Here is a 15,359-nt window from a genome sequence, read left to right on the forward strand (position 1 = left end):
GGAGCCGGCGGCGACCGGCCGCGTGGGAAATGACCTTCGGCGGAACCGCGGAAACGTCGGTGCCGCCCTTTAGGGTGCTGGGCATGACGGATGTGCTCCTCCACGGCGGGCGGCCGTGGGGTCATGAGGCGCCTGCCGACATCCTCGTCCGCGACGGCCGTATCGAGCGGGTCGCGGACGGTATCGACGCGCCCGCGGCGCGCTCGTTCGACATCACCGGCGGCCTCGTGCTGCCCGGCCTCGTCGAGGCGCACTGCCATCTCGACAAGACCCTCTACGGAGGGCCCTGGGTGCCCCACTCCGCCGCCGACACGCTGGCCGGCCGCATCGGCAACGACCTGGGCCGCCGCGCCGAGCTCGGCGTGCCGAGCGTCGAACGCGTCGCCGCGCTGCTGGCGCGGATGAGCGCCTACGGCACCACACACGTCCGTACCCACACCGACATCGACCCGCTGGTCGGCCTGCGCGGCGTGGAGGCCGTAAGGGAGGCGGCGGCGGGCTCGCCCATCGACGTACGCCAGGTCGCCTTCCCGCAGCACGGCGTGCTCACCAACCCCGGCACGGCCGAGCTGCTCGAAGCGGCGCTCAAGAGCGGTGTCGAGGCGGTCGGCGGGCTCGACCCGGCGGGCATCGACCGCGACCCGGTGCGCCACCTCGACATCGTCTTCGGGCTGGCGGAGCGCTACGGCGCGCGGCTCGACATCCATCTCCACGACGGCGGCTCGCTCGGCGGCTGGGAGCTGGAGCTCATCACCGAGCGCACCAGGGTGCTCGGGCTGGCGGGCAGGGTGACGGTCAGCCACGCCTACGCGCTCGGCCAGCTCGACGAGGCCTACCAGGACCGGCTGGCCCAGGGCTTCGCCGAGGCCGGGGTGGCGCTGGCGACGGCCGCCGTCTACAGCTTCCCGGTGCCGCCGATCAAGAAGCTCCGGGCCGCGGGCGTCACGGTGGCGTGCGGTCACGACGGCATCCGCGACCTGTGGGGCCCCTATGGCAGCGGCGACATGCTCGAGCGCGCCATGCACCTGGCCTACCGCAGTACGTTCCGCAGGGACGAGGACATCGAGCTCGCGCTGGAAGCGGCCACCTACGGCGGCGCCCGCGTGCTCGGCCTCGACGCCTACGGGCTGGCTCCCGGCGACCGGGCCGACCTCGTCGTCGTCCCCGCTAGCGGCGCGGCCGAGGCCGTGATCACGCATCCGGCGCGCACTCTGGTCATGAAAGACGGCACCGTCCTGCACAATTGACCGGCGGGACCATCGAAAGGCAGGCAAGTGCTCTCTATTCACCAGCGGATCGCGGAAGAGCTCGGCGTACGCGACGGGCAGGTGCTGTCGGCCGTCGAGCTGCTCGACGGCGGCGCGACGGTGCCGTTCATCGCCCGCTACCGCAAGGAGGTCACCGGCGCCCTCGACGACGCCCAGCTGCGCACGCTCGAAGAGCGGCTGCGCTACCTGCGCGAGCTGGAGGAGCGCAGGACGGCGATCCTGGAGTCGATCGAGTCCCAGGGCAAGCTCGACGACGAGCTGCGGGCCCAGATCATGGCGGCCGACACCAAGGCCCGGCTCGAGGACATCTACCTCCCCTACAAGCCCAAGCGGCGCACCAAGGCGCAGATCGCCCGCGAGCTGGGCCTGGAGCCGCTGGCCGACCAGCTGATCGCCGATCCCTCGCTCGACCCGGCCGCCCTGGCCGAGACGTTCGTCACCGAGGGCGTCGCCGACGGCGCCGCCGCGCTGGAAGGCGCGCGGGCGATCCTCATCGAGCGCTTCGCCGAGGACGCCGACCTCATCGGCGGCCTGCGCGAGCAGCTCTGGGGCCGCGGCCGGCTGCTGTCCAAGGTCCGGGAGGGCAAGGAGGAGGCGGGGGCGAAGTTCTCCGACTACTTCGAGTTCGGGGAGCCGTTCACCAAGCTGCCCTCGCACCGGATCCTGGCCATGTTCCGGGGCGAGAAGGAGGAGATCCTCTCCGTCACGCTGGAGCCCGACGACAGCCCCGAATACGAGATGCGCATCGCCTCCCGCTTCGGCGTCTCCGACCAGGGCCGCCCGGCCGACCGCTGGCTCAACGAGACCGTGCGCTGGGCCTGGCGCACCCGCATCCTCGTGCACCTGGGCATCGACATCCGGATGCGGCTGTGGCAGGCGGCCGAGGACGAGGCGGTGCGGGTGTTCGCCACCAACCTGCGCGACCTGCTGCTGGCCGCCCCCGCCGGCACCCGTACGACCATGGGCCTCGACCCGGGCCTGCGCACCGGCGTGAAGGTGGCCGTGGTCGACGCCACCGGCAAGGTCGTCGACACCGCCACCATCTACCCGCACGAGCCGAAGCGGCAGTGGGACCAGTCGCTGGCCGTCCTGGGCGCGCTGGCGCAGAAGCACGGCGTCGAGCTGATCGCCATCGGCAACGGCACCGCCTCCCGCGAGACCGACAAGCTGGCCGGTGAGCTGGTCAAGCACATGCCGTCGGTGACCAAGATCGTCGTATCGGAGGCGGGCGCGTCCGTCTACTCCGCCTCGGCCTACGCCTCCGCGGAACTGCCCGACCTCGACGTGTCGATCCGGGGCGCGGTCTCCATCGCCCGCCGCCTCCAGGACCCGCTGGCCGAGCTGGTCAAGATCGATCCCAAGTCGATCGGCGTCGGCCAATACCAGCACGACCTCGCCGAGACCAAGCTGTCCCGCTCGCTCGACGCGGTGGTCGAAGACTGCGTCAACGCCGTGGGCGTCGACGTCAACACCGCGTCGCCGCCGCTGCTCACCCGTGTGTCGGGCATCGGCGCCACCCTGGCCGAGAGCATCGTGCGCCACCGCGACTCCAACGGCCCCTTCAAGACCCGTTCGGCCCTGAAGGACGTGGCCCGGCTCGGCCCCAAGGCGTTCGAGCAGTGCGCGGGCTTCCTGCGCATCGCGGGCGGCGACGACCCGCTCGACGCCTCCAGCGTGCACCCCGAGGCCTACCCGGTGGTCCGGCGCATCCTCGGCTCGGTCCAGACCGACCTCAAGACGCTGATCGGCAACACGGCGACGCTGCGGGCGATCAAGCCGCAGGAGTTCACCGACGACACGTTCGGCCTGCCCACGGTCACCGACATCCTGCGCGAGCTGGAGAAGCCCGGCCGTGACCCGCGACCGGCGTTCAAGACCGCGACCTTCAAGGAGGGCGTGGAGAAGATCTCCGACCTGCTGCCCGGCATGATCCTGGAGGGCGTGGTGACGAACGTGGCCGCCTTCGGCGCGTTCGTGGACGTCGGCGTACACCAGGACGGCCTGGTCCACGTCTCCGCCATGTCCCGAAATTACGTGAAGGATCCCCGCGAGGTCGCCAAGCCCGGCGACATCGTCCGCGTCAAGGTCCTCGAGGTCGACATCCCCCGCAAGCGCATCTCCCTGACCTTGCGCCTGGACGACGAGACCACCTCCGAGGGCCGCACGTCCCGCGGCCAGGGCGGCGCGGGCCGCGGCTCGGCTGGAGACGGCGGCCGGGGCGGCTCGCGCGGTGACGGCGGTCGCGGTGACGGGCCCGGCGGACGCGGGGATAGCGGACGTGGGGACGGCATGCGAGGCGCCGGGTCCGGCGGACGCGGAGACGGTGCGCGAGGTGGCGGCGGTCGCGGAGATGGCGGTCGTGGTGACGGCGGTCAGCGCGGGCGGGGCGACACCGGCCAGCGCGGCGACGGCGGCCAGCGGGGTCGCGGGGAAGGCCAGCGCGGCGGCGCACGCCGCCCGGCCCCCTCAGGCGCCATGGCCGAAGCCCTCCGCAAGGCCGGCCTAACCGGAGACGACCAGTAACTCCGCCCTCGACCTGCGCCTTGGGCAGCGGGCACGGCGCCACCACACGCCGTGCCCGCCCTCTTGGTTGGGCCGTGGACGGACAGCACGGCCTCACCGCACACCGTGCCACCCCCGTCGAGGTGGTCCGCTGCCAGTAGCGGAGGAATACACCGCACTGGACCGCTGGGTCCGCCCAGTGGCCGCACCTCACGAGGGTCTGTCAGTACTTCTTGATCTCCCAGTCGTGGCCGGTGGCCTTGCGCTTGCCGGAGCAGGTGGCGACGGACTGCCCGTCTATGCCCGCTTGGACGACGACCCACGGGCCGCGCGTCTTGCCGGTAGGACATGTGGCCACGGCCCGTACGTACCCCGAGCCCCTGTCGCAGCTGGCCCAGGTCACGTAGTTCTGGTAGCCAATGCCGCTGTGGCAGCCGGTGGGCGGTGGTTCGGCCAGGGCAGGGCTCGGCGCGAGGGGTATGACCGTCGCGACGGTCGCGGCCATCATCAGGGTCATGATCGTCTTTTTCATGCGGGCGATCTTAGTAAGCCATTCGGAACTTATACGGCTTTTCGGATGACCGTTGTCAGGATCGACCGGAGACGGCGGCTGACTTCCGCCGTCGGGTGATCCGCTGCTGGCGGAACTTCGGCGAGTCGGCCAGGCCCGCCGGGGCGATACGGTCGAAGGGTGAGCACAACTGCGTACACCACGGCGATCACCCAGGCCCGCGACCTGCTCAGGTGGCGCTCACCACTGCGCGCCGAGCTCTGGGCAGCCCGGCTCACGGCCACACTGAGCCCGGCGGAGGTCCAGCCGCTCGTACGACAGCTCACCGAAGACGGCAGCCCGGAAGCGCGCCTCACCCTCGCCGCCCTGGCCACCGTGGAGCCCGCAGCTCTGGAAGCCGCGGACATCGCGGCTCTGGAAGCCGTGGAGATCGCCCCGGACGATGTCGAGACCGCAACTCCGGATTACGTGGAGCCTGCAGCACTGCGCGACGAGGCGGAGCGGGCCACCGGACAGACGGCCGCGCGGGAGCCGGGAGGGGAAAAGACTCTTCGGGAGACACCGCGGGAGGCCGGGAGGGAGGCCGCGCGAGGACTGCCCGAGTGGGTCAGGCGGATGGGACAAGTGGTGTGTGAACAGGCGTGGTACGGCAAGGCCGACCGCTACGGCGAGCAGACCCTGGCCGTCCTGCGCTTCCGCTACCCCGACGACAAGGAGCCGCACGTCCTGATCGTAGGCATCGACCAGGTCAACGGCGGCCTGGCGGTCGACGCGGTGGTCGAGGAGCCGAAGTTCCTCGACGACCTGGACCTGCGGCCGGCGGATCCGGCGGTGGTGGCGGGGCGGGTGCTGGACGCGTTCGAGATGACCGACCTCGTCATGGGGGCACCGATCGCCGAGAGCCTGCCCGCCGTCCGCCCGCTGGCGCTCGCCCGCGCGCAGGCCGTCCCCGATCCGGTACGGCAGGCGCCCGATGACACCTTGTCCCGGTTCCTGGATCTGCCGGACCTGCCGGGAGCGCAGGAGGCGTTCGGGAAGCTGGTCGAGTTCGTGGGTGATCGGCCCCTGTGGTGGAGCCCGGCCCGGGTCTCACGGTTCCTCACCTCGTGGTTGCCGCGCGAGGCGATCCTGACGGACGCGGCCGTCTCGGCCATGCCCGAGGTGGTCCGCGCCTGGAGCCGCTTCCACGGCGCCGAGCCGGAGGTGCTCCGGCGGATCGAGGCCGACGCGCCCCGCCTGCCCGCGCTGATGGCCGACGAGTCGCTGGCGGGCCTCCGCAAGCGCATGGCCCAGAACGACCGGTAACCACAGGCGGGCCGCGCCCTTCTCAGAGGGCGAGACAAACGGGTGCTGCCCAGCAAGTCCGCTACCAGCGGCAAGTCGCAGCAGTGACCACGAACATCACGATCTACAACTGGAGTAGTAGGTACGGACGGCTATGCTGCGCACTGAACGTTTTACCGCCGCCCCCGCACGGGCGTCACAAGGGAGATCAACGTAATGTACAAGGAGTTCGCCGCAGAGGCCGTCGTCTGGCTCGTCCCGGTCGTGGTCCTCATCGGCCTCGCTCTGATGGTCACCTCCTGACGGTCAGGCGCTGGACCGGGTGCGACCCCTGGCGTCCTTGTCAGCGGTAATACTCGGAGTGCACGACCGTGGTGACGTCACGGTCGAAACGGATCCCGCCGTCGAGCCACCGGTTCCACATGTTCGAGAGCGTACGGGTTCTGACGGTGCACGACCCCCAGCGGGTGCGCTTGGCACGGATGGTGCCGACGTAGTCGTAGCAGGACCCGACCTTCTTGCCGTTGACCTTGAGCCGGGCGTTCAGGCTGACGGCATAGAGGGTCCTGCGGGAGATGTTGGTGATCCGCACCTTGACAAGGCACGTGTCCTTGCATCGGCCAAAGTAGATCTTGTACTTGACCAGGTGCGGCTTGGCGGTGCTGGAGAGGGTGGCCGTCGGACCCGCGGCCACCCCGGCAAAAGCGGAAGCCCCCGTGAAAGCGGCCACCCTCGTGAAGGCGAGTGCCGAAGAAGCGGCGTCCCCAGCGGCCGGCGCTACAAGCACCCCCGTCGGCACCGCCACCACCGTGGCCGCTAAGAAGAAGCAGACGAGACCCTTGACCATGTTGCCCCCATAGCGTCAACATGCCGCCGCTTCCACCCGGCGAAAACCGTCGAAAGCCATTGAAAGCGACATCAGGGTCCCGATTAACCGTCAGGAAAATGGCCGAGTCAACCGGCCTTCCGACCACACCCCTATTACCTCGTCACGAAGCCCAGGCGAGCAATGGACGCAGCTGGCGCAGGCGTTTCAACGCCTGTTTCTCCAGTTGCCTGATGCGCTCTCTGGTGAGCCCGAGACGATCCGCGATTTCGGTATAGCTGCGGGCTTCATTGCCCGCCAGGCCGTACCTGAGTCTGAGGACGAAAGCCTCTCGCGGCGGGAGCGAGGTGAGCACCTGGTGCAGTTCGGCGTTGAGCGCGCGGCGTTCCGTGAACTCCTGCACCTGGAGGCCGTCCTCGTCGGGGATCATGTCACCGATGTTCCCGTCGCCGTTCTCGCCGACCGGCACGTCCAGGCTGACCGTCTCCTGGGCGAGCCGCCGTAGCACGGCGACGTGGCGGAGCGAGCGTTCGGCGGCCTTGGCGAGCTCCGCTTCCCGGGGCTCGCGCCCCAGGTCGACGGTGAGCTGCCGGGCGATCCTGCTCAGGCGCGCCAGCTCTTCGGCGACGTGCGTGGGCAGCCGTACGGTGCGGCTCTTGTCGTGGATGCCGCGTTCGATGGCCTGGCGGATCCACCACATCCCGTAGGTGGAGAACTTGTAACCACGTTTGTAGTCGAACTTCTCCACGGCCCTGATCAACCCGAGATTGCCCTCCTGGATGACGTCGAGGAGTGGGAGCCCACGAAAGGCGTAGCGTCTGGCGGCGGCCACCACCAGCCGGAGATTGGACCTGATGAGCAGGTCCTTAGCACGCTGCCCGTCGCGGCGGACGTATTCGAGCTCGGGTGTGACCTCGCCGCGACTGATCAGGTAGCCCGAGTAGAGGCCTGCCTCGATCCGTCGTGCCAGGTCCACTTCGTCCGCGGCGCAGAGCAATGGTGTCTTTCCGATCTGCTCCAGATACATGCCGAGCAGGTCGGGCTCTTCGGCCGACATACCAAAGCGACTACCCGGTAAACGGCGGCGAACTCCCCGGTTCATTGAGTTCTGCGATGGCGAGTTCGGCGGTGGTGCGGATGTCGAAGAACTTGTCGAGGGCGGTGATCGCGAAAAGGTGCTTACACCTGCCGTTCAGCCCGGAAAGCAACAGCCGGCCGCCGGAGGCGGTCACCGCCTTGTGCAGATAAACGAGCACGGAAAGCCCGGAAGAATCGCAGACGCTGACCGCCTGCATGTCGATGACGAGTAAGGGTGGCTGGGTCAGGTCGAGCGCCTTGGTGACGCGATCGCGCACCTCGGCCGCGGACCCGAAGTCGAAGTCTCCCGTGAGCCTGGCGATGACACACGGTCCCTGGAGCCCGAGGCTGATCGACAAGGCCTGCTCCGAAGTCACCCAGTTCCACCTACCCGCATTGCTCGCCCGATGTCACCACTTTACGAGAAGTAGCGTCTTGGGTTGGACACCAGCATCTGCTCGATCTGATCGCCGGTCACACCCGAGTCCAGCAGTGCGGCCAAGACCTCGTCGTGGATGTGATCGTAGCGCCAGTTGGGCGCCATCGTGCGAAGTGCGTCATCCCAAGACTCCACAAAGTAGTCCATAAAGCAGGCGGTGTCGTGGCTGAGGACCATCCGATCAGCGTATCCCCGCTGGCAGAGGGCGGCGATGGTGGCCACCCGATCGGACGTCGCATTGTAGACATCCAACCCGAATCTATCCATCCCCAGCGTGGCGCCCGTGTCGGCCAGACGCATCAGGTAGTCGAGATCGTTGGTGTCGCCCGCGTGCCCGACGACGACCTTCGTCAAGTCCACGCCCTCCTTGGCGAAGAGGTCGAGCGCGGTCAGCCCGCTCTGCGTGAAGGAGTTCGTATGAACGGTGATCGGCGCACCGGTACGCGCATGCGCCCGCGCGACGGCCCGGCCGATCCGCTCGACCCCGGGCGTCAGGCCCTTCTGCTCGACCACGCACTTGAGGAACGCCGCCTTGACCCCGGTGTCGGCGATGCCCTCGGTGAGGTCCCGTACGAAGTCGTCGATCATCGGATCGGGCATGTCCAGGAGCAGGCCGGGGCCGCGATGGTCGTACTGGTGGGGCAGCTCTTCGAAGCTGTAGATGCCGGTCGCGGCGATGATGTGCAGATCCGGCACTTCGGCGGCGATGCGCTGGATGCGGGGGATGTACCGCCCGAGCCCCCACACCGTCGGATCCACGATCGTCCGCACCCCCTTCGCCGCCACCGCCTGGAGCTTGCCGATCGCGTCCGCGACCCGGAACTCCTCATCCCACCAGGCACCTTTGCCGTAGTTGTCGAGAAACTCGGTGGACAGGACGAAGATGTGCTCGTGCATGAGGGTCTGACCGAGCTCATCGACGTCGACGGGACCGCGAACGGTGTTGACGGTGGGCATGAGCGCCTCCATACCGGCTGGTCAGTGCCGCCAACCTAGGCCGCCCCTTACCCTCCGTCAACCAGCCAGCCGCGGGAACAACGGCTCGGGCCGGGGCAGCCGTTCCCCGCTCACCGCCACCGCCACCCGCGCCGCCCCGGTGGGCAGAAAAGGCGCCAGCTGTCCGGCCAGCGCCCGGCACGCGTGGACGAGCGTCGCCAGCGAGGTCTCCCTGTCACCAGGCTCCTGCCGCCACGGCTGTACGCGTTCGACGTACTTGTTGGCCTCCTCGACGATCGTCCAGACCGCGGCGGCGGCGCGGCGGAAGTCGAAATCCTCCAGCGCCTCGTGCACCCGCCCCGGCGCGCTCTCGCAGGCGTCGACGAGGCCACGTCCGGCATCCCTGTCGACTGCGACTATGGGCACCACGCCGCCCCGAAACCGGTGCACCATGGTGACGACCCGGTTGACCAGGTTGCCGACACCGTTGGCCAGATCCTCGTCGGCCCTGGCGACCAGCCGTTCCACGGTGAAGTCGGCGTCGCCGACCCGCGGCATCTCGCGCAGCAGCCACCACCGCACCGCGTCGGCGCCATAGGCTCGCGCGATCGCCTCGGCGTCGGCGGGCGTTCCGGCCGACTTGCTGATCTTGCGGCCGCTGACGGTCAGGTAGTCGTGCACGAAGATCTCAGCGGGCAGCGGCAGGCCCGCCGCGAGCAGCATGGCGGGCCAGTACACCGCGTGGAAGCGGATCACGCCCTTGCCCATCAGATGGACCTTGCGCGGTTCGGCCACCCACCAGCGGTCGTAGTCGCCGCCGTCCAGCGCGGTGACGTAGTTGGCCAGGGCGTCCCACCACACGTACACCACCTGGGAGGGATCGCCCGGCACGGGTATGCCCCAACCGCGGGCCCGGTCCGCGGCGCGCGAGACGCTGATGTCGGCCAGACCCGCCTCGATGAACGCCAGCACCTCGTTCCGCCGTGCGGCCGGCTCGATCCTGAGGCGCCCGCCGCGGATCAGGTCCAGCAGCGCGTCCTGGTAGCGGGAGAGGCGGAAGAACCAGTTCCGCTCAGAGACGCGCTGTAACGGCGCCTCGTGCTCGGGGCAGGGCCCCTCGCTGTAGAACTGCTCGCAGCCGACGCAGTAGAGCCCCTCGTAGTGCCGCTGGTAGAGGTCGCCGTCGATGGCCCGCCAGATCCGCTCGACTCCCGGGCGATGCCCCGGATGATGACTCGTCCGGATGAACGCGTCGAAGGACAGGTCGTACGACTCGCGCAGCCCCTCGAAGGCGGCCGCGTTGCGATCGACCAGCTCGCGCACCGGGACGCCTTCCGCCTCGGCGGCCAGCACGTTCTTCAGCGAGTTGTCGTCGGTGCCGGTCTGGAAGCGTACGGGCTCACCGCGCCGCCGGTAGTGCCGGGCCAGCACGTCGCCCTGCACGAACTCCAGCGCGTGCCCCAGATGCGGGCGGGCGTTGACGTAAGGGATGGTGGTCGTGATGTACATCGTGTGTCTCCCGAGAGGCCCCGGACACGATGCGAGGCCCCGCTGGCAGGGCCTCGAACAAGACGTCGTCGGTGGCAGCCCCTACGGGGCCATCATCACCAGTCGCGACGTCATGCGCTCATCGTAGTGTTCCGGATGAACCCGGCGCATCCGAAAATCCAGGCAGCACGTCGCCGCCAGAACTACTCCGGCGCGGGCACCACCAGCACCGGCCGGCGCGCGTGGTGCAGCACGCGGTCGGACGTGCTCCCGAGCAGCAGCGACTTCACCCCGCCCTGCCCCCGCGTCCCGGTGACGATCAACGTGGCCCCGATGTCGTTCGCCACGTCCACGATGGACGACCACACGGACAGCGCGTCCGGCTCGCACCGCGGCGAAGCGTCGAAGCCCGCCTGTCTGGCCAGCTCCGCGCCCTGCGATGCCAGCTCCCTCATGGCCTGCCCGACGGCCTCGTCCTCGACGGGCGAGTCGTCGATGGTCATCATCAGCCCGGCCGACGCCCGCGCCGAGGCCAGCGCCAGGCGTTCCCACACGGTCAGTACGACGGCGCGCGCGCCGGGCAGCAGCGTGCCCGCGAAGGTGATCGCCGCCTTGGCGTCGTCGGAGCCGTCGTACGCGATCAGAATGGTCTGCTCAGTTGCTTCCATAGGCGAGCTCTTTCCAGATCAGCCCGTTTCACGCCCGGGAGCCGGGTAGCCAGCGGATATGACCGTCACACCCGCAGGACGACATCGGGAGGGTCAAGAAGAACCTGGCCAAGTACTACGCCAAGATGGGCGACACGCCGCCCTGGGAGCGCTGAACCGAGGGCTTGAGCAGCGACATCCCGGCCAGGGCCAGCACACCGATCTCGGTGAGGACCACGACCCGCTGGGTGAGCCCGGCGGGGATGTCGTCGTTGGACAACTCGATGCCGAACATCCGCACGACGTACGGGACCACGACGAGCAGCAGCGCGCCCAGCGCCACCGCGCTCAGGACCCGTACGGCCCTGGCGTAGCGGACTCGCGCGTTGGCCAGCAGCATTCCCGCGGCCGGCATCACCAGGAAGGCGGCGAAGGCGGCATATCTGTGGATGCCTCCCGACAGCGAAAGCGGCACGCCCGGACGGTCCGTGGGGAAGGCGCCGATCAGGAACATGCTCCCGCCCCACGCCAGCAGCAGCAGGACGACCCAGACGCTCGCGCCCGCCCGGCGCAGCGACTCGGCGATCAGTGCCGAACCGACCGCGAACAGCGTCAGCGAGGTCGGCAGCAGCCATCCCAAGGGCTGAAAAGCGTACTCACTGATCACGCTGTGCATGGGGTCCAGCCCCGACTCCGCGTGCAAGGTGAGCATGGCGCCGGCTCCGGTGCCGATGGCCGCGAATCCACTGACAAGCAATGCCTTCATGCTTCAAAGGTCGTGGAATACGGGCTTCCGGAGTATCGGAGATCGACCCGAACAGGCCCTGAACCGCCCCTTAATACCTAGGTCGTAGCACTTCGGATACCTGCTCGCTGACCTGCGGGAAACCGCCCCTGGGTCCAGCCCGCCGCCTCAGGGTAGGTAGGGCCAGCTATACCACTGCGGATCAGGGCAGGTCGAAGTAGACCCTGATCACGGTGGCGCCCGCTCGCGTGTGTACGCGGACCAGGTCGCTGAGCAGGTTGACGATCAGCAGGCCGCGCGAACCGGGGGTGCGCGGATCGACCGGCATCCGCCCGGCCAGCGGGTCGATGATGTGGCCCGAGTCGCTGACCTCGCACACCAGCCGGTCGGCTTCGGCCCAGACCCTGATCAGCCCGGCGCCGCCGCCGTGATCGAGGCTGTTGGCGCCCAGCTCGGCGACCGTCAGGCGGATGTCGTCGAGCCTGGCCCGGCTGAACCCGAGCTCGGCGGCCCGCCCGGCGGCCAGCCCGCGCGCGGCGGCCAGGTTGGTGTGGTCGAAGCGGAGCGAGAGGAAGTCTGCGGGCTCGTCCAGCGGCTGGTTGTGCCCGTCGACGACCTTCTGGGGCGCGTAGTCGCCGCTGTGCCACTCGCCGGAGCCGTCGCGCAGCACGGGATGGGTCTGCTCGGCCTCGCGGATGACCTCGGGGTCGAGCCCGTCGAGGTCGTACGGGCACAGGATCGTGACGTGGCGGCCGGTGAAGGCGTAGTTGATCAGGGCTTCGTGCTGGGCGCAGGCGGGATATTCCGTCACCGTGCGGCCCGGCCAGATGGGCTCGCCGATGATCCGTACGTGACCGACGGGGTGGCGGTCGGCGAACTCGCGGAGCACGGCGGGGATGATGCGTCCAGGATTGCGCCCGGCGCTGGTCATGTCGAGCAGGAGCACCTCGTCGGCGTCGCGCCCCAGACCGGCCTCGATCAGGGCGAGATTCCGGGGCGGAACCGCGACGGCGACGGGCTCTCCCGAACTCAGCCCTTCGCGGACGAAAGCCGTGGTGGCAGCCACATATTCCCGATCGCCTCGGTAGAAGAGTGCCGGGTGCACGAAGGGGTCCGCCGCCATCACACTTCAAGCTACCCCGCGATGAGGTCTTTACGGCAATCCGTTGGGTATCCATGTGTTATGAAGAGACTCCAGATCGTGCGGCCGACGAAGCCCTCCCCCCGGCCGCTCCCTCTCGATCTGCGTACGCCCTCCGGCCGACGCCTCCCGTTCTGAACCGGGCGAACCTATGCTCGGAACATGTCGGATTTACAGATGCGCGTCTCAGATGCCGACCGTGAGCGTGGCGCGCGAAAGCTCCAAGAAGCGTTCATGGAAGGCCGTCTCACCCAGCTGGAGCTGGAGGACCGGCTCGAACTGGCCCTCACAGCACGAACATACGGCGATCTGGCCGGTCTGACCGCCGACCTGCCGGCTGACGGGCCCGCGGTGGACGGGCCCGTGGCCGACGAGGTGGTGGAGCTGGAGTCCAAGAACGGCCACATCAAGCGATCAGGCGACTGGGCGGTCCCCCGCCGGCTCAAGGTCGCCTCCAAGTACGGCAGCGTCGAACTCGACCTGTCGGAAGCGGTCATCTCCCATCCGGTCATCGAGATCGACCTCGACCTGAAGTACGGTTCGGCCAAGATCGTGCTGCCCGACGGTGCCGCGGCCGACATCGACAGGTTCCGCACGGAGTGGGGCAACACCGCGACGTCGGAGGTGCCGGGCCGGCCTCGGCCGGGAGCCCTCTATGTGGTGGTGAGCGGCCAGGCGAAGTACGGGAATCTGGCGATCCGCTATCCGCGTAAGCGCTGGTTCACCCACTGATGGAAGATCGAGATGTGGTGCTCGCTCGGCACCAGGACCCCGCCGGCCCGGTAGGCGCGTGACGACATACCGGGCTGGGTCCGTTCGCAGGCGGCGAAGTCCTGCTCGTTGACCCGGTGGAACAGCTCGACCGAGAGCGACAGGTCGGCGCCGGAGGCGACCACGTCGGGGTGGTAGAGCCAGTCGCACTCCACGATCGTCCGGTCGGCGGCCAGCGGCACCATGCGGTGCAGGATCACGTGGTCGGGCACCAGGTTGACGAACACCTGCGGCTTGACGGTGATCGCGTAGTAGCGCCGGTCCTGCTCGGCCGACACGTCGGGCAGCCTTCCGAAGCCCGGGCTCCCGTCCACGGTGAACCCCTCGGCCCGCTCGGCGAACTCCGCCCCGTGGCCCACGTAATACTGCGCGGCGTAGCCGCCCGCGAACTCGGGCAGCACGGCCGTCAGCTCCGGGTGGATCGTGGCGCAGTGGTAGCACTCCATGAAGTTCTCGACGATGAGCTTCCAGTTGGCCTTGACGTCGTAGACGACGCGGCGCCCGAGGTCGAGCTTGTCGACGTGGTAGTGCTCGATCGCGGCCGGATCGCCCAGCCGCTCGGTGGCCGCGCTCGTCACCGTCTCCTCGAACGAGGGCGGCTCGTCGGCCAGGCAGACCCAGGCGTAGCCGAGCCACTCGCGCAGGCTCACCGGGATCAGCCCGTACTCCACCCGGTCGATGTCGGGCATCTTCGCCAGGTTCGGCGCCGCGGCGAGGCGGCCGTCCAGGTCGTACGACCAGGCGTGGTAGGCGCACCTGATCGTCCGCTTGACCTCGCCCGCGTCCTCCAGGCAGAGGCGGGCGCCGCGGTGCCGGCAGACGTTGAGGAAGGCGCGCAGCTCGCCGTCGCGGCCACGGACCACGAGCACGCTCTCCCTTCCGACCTGGACCGTCCTGAACGTCCCCGGCCGGGCCAGCTCGCCGGACCGGACCGCGCAGAACCAGAGGCTCTCGAAGATCTTGGCCTGCTCCTCGGCGAACGTCGCGGGGTCGGTGTAGGCATGACCGGGCAACGTGGAGATCAAGCTCGATGTGGTCAACCGGCACCCCTTGTTGCGTATTACGCACCGAGTTGCTCTATATGCGACATCGTCTGGTCGGCCCCAGGGGCTGTCAAGAGCTGGTCGCCCGCTTTACAACGACTTGATACTGATGGTGCTAGTGGGGTGCAAGCACCTGTCAAGGATTACTCCATAATGTCGATTCGTCGCTAAACGCAACGAAGGGCACGGAAATGACACCCCCTCGTCGTCGCATCGCCATCGCGATCGCGACGCTTTCTCTTGCCGGCCTCACCACCGCCTGTGGTGCCATCGGCAACGCTGTCGACTGCAACCAGATGGGCAGCGAAGTCACGAAGATCATGACTGACTTCAACGGGAGCATGGCCTCGGCCGCGACCGATCCCAAGGCATTCGAGACGGCTGGCGATGACGCCGCCGCCAAGGTGAAGACCCTGGCCGGCAAGTACGACGGCGAGCTCGCCGCCGCGCTCAACGACCTTGCCTCCGGACTCGATGGCATCAAGGTCGATCCCAAGGACCCCACCGGCTCGCTGGACTCCGTCCAGAAGTTGCAGAGCTTTGTAACGAAGATCCAGAGCGCCTGCTCCTGATCCCCTGCCGCGCCGCCCGCGGGGGGCGGTGCGGCGCGGCAGCCTTGTCGCGTACGCGGTTCAGGGGGAACTTTTCCGCGAACGCGATCCCGGGGGAATCGGTCTACGC

General features: G+C 68.9%; 15 protein-coding genes. 5 read left to right on the forward strand and 10 right to left on the reverse strand.

The genetic code is table 11. The annotated features are described in order from the left end of the window. Window positions 1–83 precede the first annotated feature (83 nt). Both AB0B61_RS04920 and AB0B61_RS04925 read left to right on the forward strand, forming a co-directional pair. Window positions 84–1,247, forward strand: a complete 1,164-nt coding sequence (locus AB0B61_RS04920; RefSeq protein ID WP_358428091.1) for an amidohydrolase — start codon at window positions 84–86, stop codon at window positions 1,245–1,247. Between the two features lie 27 nt (window positions 1,248–1,274). Next, window positions 1,275–3,791 carry a Tex family protein gene (locus AB0B61_RS04925; protein ID WP_358428094.1) on the forward strand — a complete coding sequence of 839 codons (2,517 nt, stop codon included), beginning with the start codon at window positions 1,275–1,277 and terminating at the stop codon, window positions 3,789–3,791. Between the two features lie 202 nt (window positions 3,792–3,993). Here the strand turns inward: AB0B61_RS04925 and AB0B61_RS04930 are convergent, their stop codons facing one another. Continuing rightward, window positions 3,994–4,302, reverse strand: a complete 309-nt coding sequence (locus tag AB0B61_RS04930; RefSeq protein WP_358428097.1) for a hypothetical protein — start codon at window positions 4,300–4,302, stop codon at window positions 3,994–3,996. 159 nt (window positions 4,303–4,461) lie between these two features. On the opposite strand from AB0B61_RS04930, the gene AB0B61_RS04935 reads away from it, so the two are divergent. After that, window positions 4,462–5,586: a hypothetical protein gene (locus AB0B61_RS04935; protein ID WP_358428100.1), complete on the forward strand. Its 1,125-nt coding sequence runs from the start codon at window positions 4,462–4,464 to the stop codon at window positions 5,584–5,586. A 322-nt stretch (window positions 5,587–5,908) separates the two neighbouring features. Here AB0B61_RS04935 and AB0B61_RS04940 read toward each other — a convergent pair whose 3' ends face one another. The 8 genes from AB0B61_RS04940 to AB0B61_RS04975 all read right to left on the reverse strand — a co-directional run bounded on the left by AB0B61_RS04940 (window position 5,909) and on the right by AB0B61_RS04975 (window position 12,846). After that, the gene (locus AB0B61_RS04940; protein ID WP_358428103.1) at window positions 5,909–6,412 is read right to left on the reverse strand and encodes a hypothetical protein; all 504 of its coding nucleotides are present in this window, start codon (window positions 6,410–6,412) and stop codon (window positions 5,909–5,911) included. Between the two features lie 142 nt (window positions 6,413–6,554). Then, entirely contained in the window at window positions 6,555–7,448 is an 894-nt protein-coding gene (locus AB0B61_RS04945; protein ID WP_358428106.1) for a sigma-70 family RNA polymerase sigma factor, read from the reverse strand. Between the two features lie 10 nt (window positions 7,449–7,458). Next, on the reverse strand, window positions 7,459–7,845 hold the full coding sequence (locus AB0B61_RS04950) for an STAS domain-containing protein (RefSeq protein WP_219530398.1): 387 nt from the start codon (window positions 7,843–7,845) through the stop codon (window positions 7,459–7,461). A 41-nt stretch (window positions 7,846–7,886) separates the two neighbouring features. Beyond that, window positions 7,887–8,864 (reverse strand): phosphotriesterase-related protein, encoded by a 978-nt coding sequence (locus AB0B61_RS04955; RefSeq protein ID WP_358428109.1) that lies wholly within the window; start codon window positions 8,862–8,864, stop codon window positions 7,887–7,889. 57 nt (window positions 8,865–8,921) lie between these two features. Continuing rightward, the gene (locus AB0B61_RS04960) at window positions 8,922–10,352 is read right to left on the reverse strand and encodes a methionine--tRNA ligase (RefSeq protein WP_358428112.1); all 1,431 of its coding nucleotides are present in this window, start codon (window positions 10,350–10,352) and stop codon (window positions 8,922–8,924) included. A gap of 182 nt (window positions 10,353–10,534) precedes the next feature. Then, window positions 10,535–10,999 carry a universal stress protein gene (locus AB0B61_RS04965; RefSeq protein WP_358428115.1) on the reverse strand — a complete coding sequence of 155 codons (465 nt, stop codon included), beginning with the start codon at window positions 10,997–10,999 and terminating at the stop codon, window positions 10,535–10,537. 115 nt (window positions 11,000–11,114) lie between these two features. Then, window positions 11,115–11,744, reverse strand: coding sequence for a DUF998 domain-containing protein (locus AB0B61_RS04970; protein ID WP_357955961.1), 630 nt, complete (start codon window positions 11,742–11,744; stop codon window positions 11,115–11,117). Window positions 11,745–11,925: 181 nt separating this feature from the next. Continuing rightward, window positions 11,926–12,846 carry an anti-sigma factor RsbA family regulatory protein gene (locus AB0B61_RS04975; RefSeq protein WP_358428118.1) on the reverse strand — a complete coding sequence of 307 codons (921 nt, stop codon included), beginning with the start codon at window positions 12,844–12,846 and terminating at the stop codon, window positions 11,926–11,928. 195 nt (window positions 12,847–13,041) lie between these two features. Between AB0B61_RS04975 and AB0B61_RS04980 the strand changes: the two genes are divergently transcribed. Next, entirely contained in the window at window positions 13,042–13,596 is a 555-nt protein-coding gene (locus AB0B61_RS04980) for a DUF1707 domain-containing protein (protein ID WP_358429321.1), read from the forward strand. Here the strand turns inward: AB0B61_RS04980 and AB0B61_RS04985 are convergent. Further along, the gene (locus tag AB0B61_RS04985) at window positions 13,566–14,675 is read right to left on the reverse strand and encodes an aromatic ring-hydroxylating dioxygenase subunit alpha (RefSeq protein WP_358428121.1); all 1,110 of its coding nucleotides are present in this window, start codon (window positions 14,673–14,675) and stop codon (window positions 13,566–13,568) included. The two genes, AB0B61_RS04980 and AB0B61_RS04985, sit on opposite strands and share 31 nt — an antisense overlap. A gap of 194 nt (window positions 14,676–14,869) precedes the next feature. Between AB0B61_RS04985 and AB0B61_RS04990 the strand changes: the two genes are divergently transcribed. Continuing rightward, window positions 14,870–15,250 (forward strand): hypothetical protein, encoded by a 381-nt coding sequence (locus tag AB0B61_RS04990; RefSeq protein WP_358428124.1) that lies wholly within the window; start codon window positions 14,870–14,872, stop codon window positions 15,248–15,250. The last annotated feature ends 109 nt before the right edge of the window (window positions 15,251–15,359 follow it).

The sequence above is a fragment of the Nonomuraea sp. NPDC049158 genome (assembly GCF_040648335.1).
GTDB lineage: Bacteria > Actinomycetota > Actinomycetes > Streptosporangiales > Streptosporangiaceae > Nonomuraea.

Excerpts from the sequence above, each read along its gene's own strand:
- AB0B61_RS04920 (WP_358428091.1), top strand. The coding sequence starts at position 84 with ATGACGGATGTGCTCCTCCACGGCGGGCGGCCGTGGGGTCATGAGGCG.
- AB0B61_RS04930 (WP_358428097.1), bottom strand. The coding sequence starts at position 4,302 with ATGAAAAAGACGATCATGACCCTGATGATGGCCGCGACCGTCGCGACG.
- AB0B61_RS04940 (WP_358428103.1), bottom strand. The coding sequence starts at position 6,412 with ATGGTCAAGGGTCTCGTCTGCTTCTTCTTAGCGGCCACGGTGGTGGCG.
- AB0B61_RS04945 (WP_358428106.1), bottom strand. The coding sequence starts at position 7,448 with ATGTCGGCCGAAGAGCCCGACCTGCTCGGCATGTATCTGGAGCAGATC.
- AB0B61_RS04955 (WP_358428109.1), bottom strand. The coding sequence starts at position 8,864 with ATGCCCACCGTCAACACCGTTCGCGGTCCCGTCGACGTCGATGAGCTC.
- AB0B61_RS04960 (WP_358428112.1), bottom strand. The coding sequence starts at position 10,352 with ATGTACATCACGACCACCATCCCTTACGTCAACGCCCGCCCGCATCTG.
- AB0B61_RS04965 (WP_358428115.1), bottom strand. The coding sequence starts at position 10,999 with ATGGAAGCAACTGAGCAGACCATTCTGATCGCGTACGACGGCTCCGAC.
- AB0B61_RS04970 (WP_357955961.1), bottom strand. The coding sequence starts at position 11,744 with ATGAAGGCATTGCTTGTCAGTGGATTCGCGGCCATCGGCACCGGAGCC.
- AB0B61_RS04975 (WP_358428118.1), bottom strand. The coding sequence starts at position 12,846 with ATGGCGGCGGACCCCTTCGTGCACCCGGCACTCTTCTACCGAGGCGAT.
- AB0B61_RS04980 (WP_358429321.1), top strand. The coding sequence starts at position 13,042 with ATGCGCGTCTCAGATGCCGACCGTGAGCGTGGCGCGCGAAAGCTCCAA.
- AB0B61_RS04990 (WP_358428124.1), top strand. The coding sequence starts at position 14,870 with ATGACACCCCCTCGTCGTCGCATCGCCATCGCGATCGCGACGCTTTCT.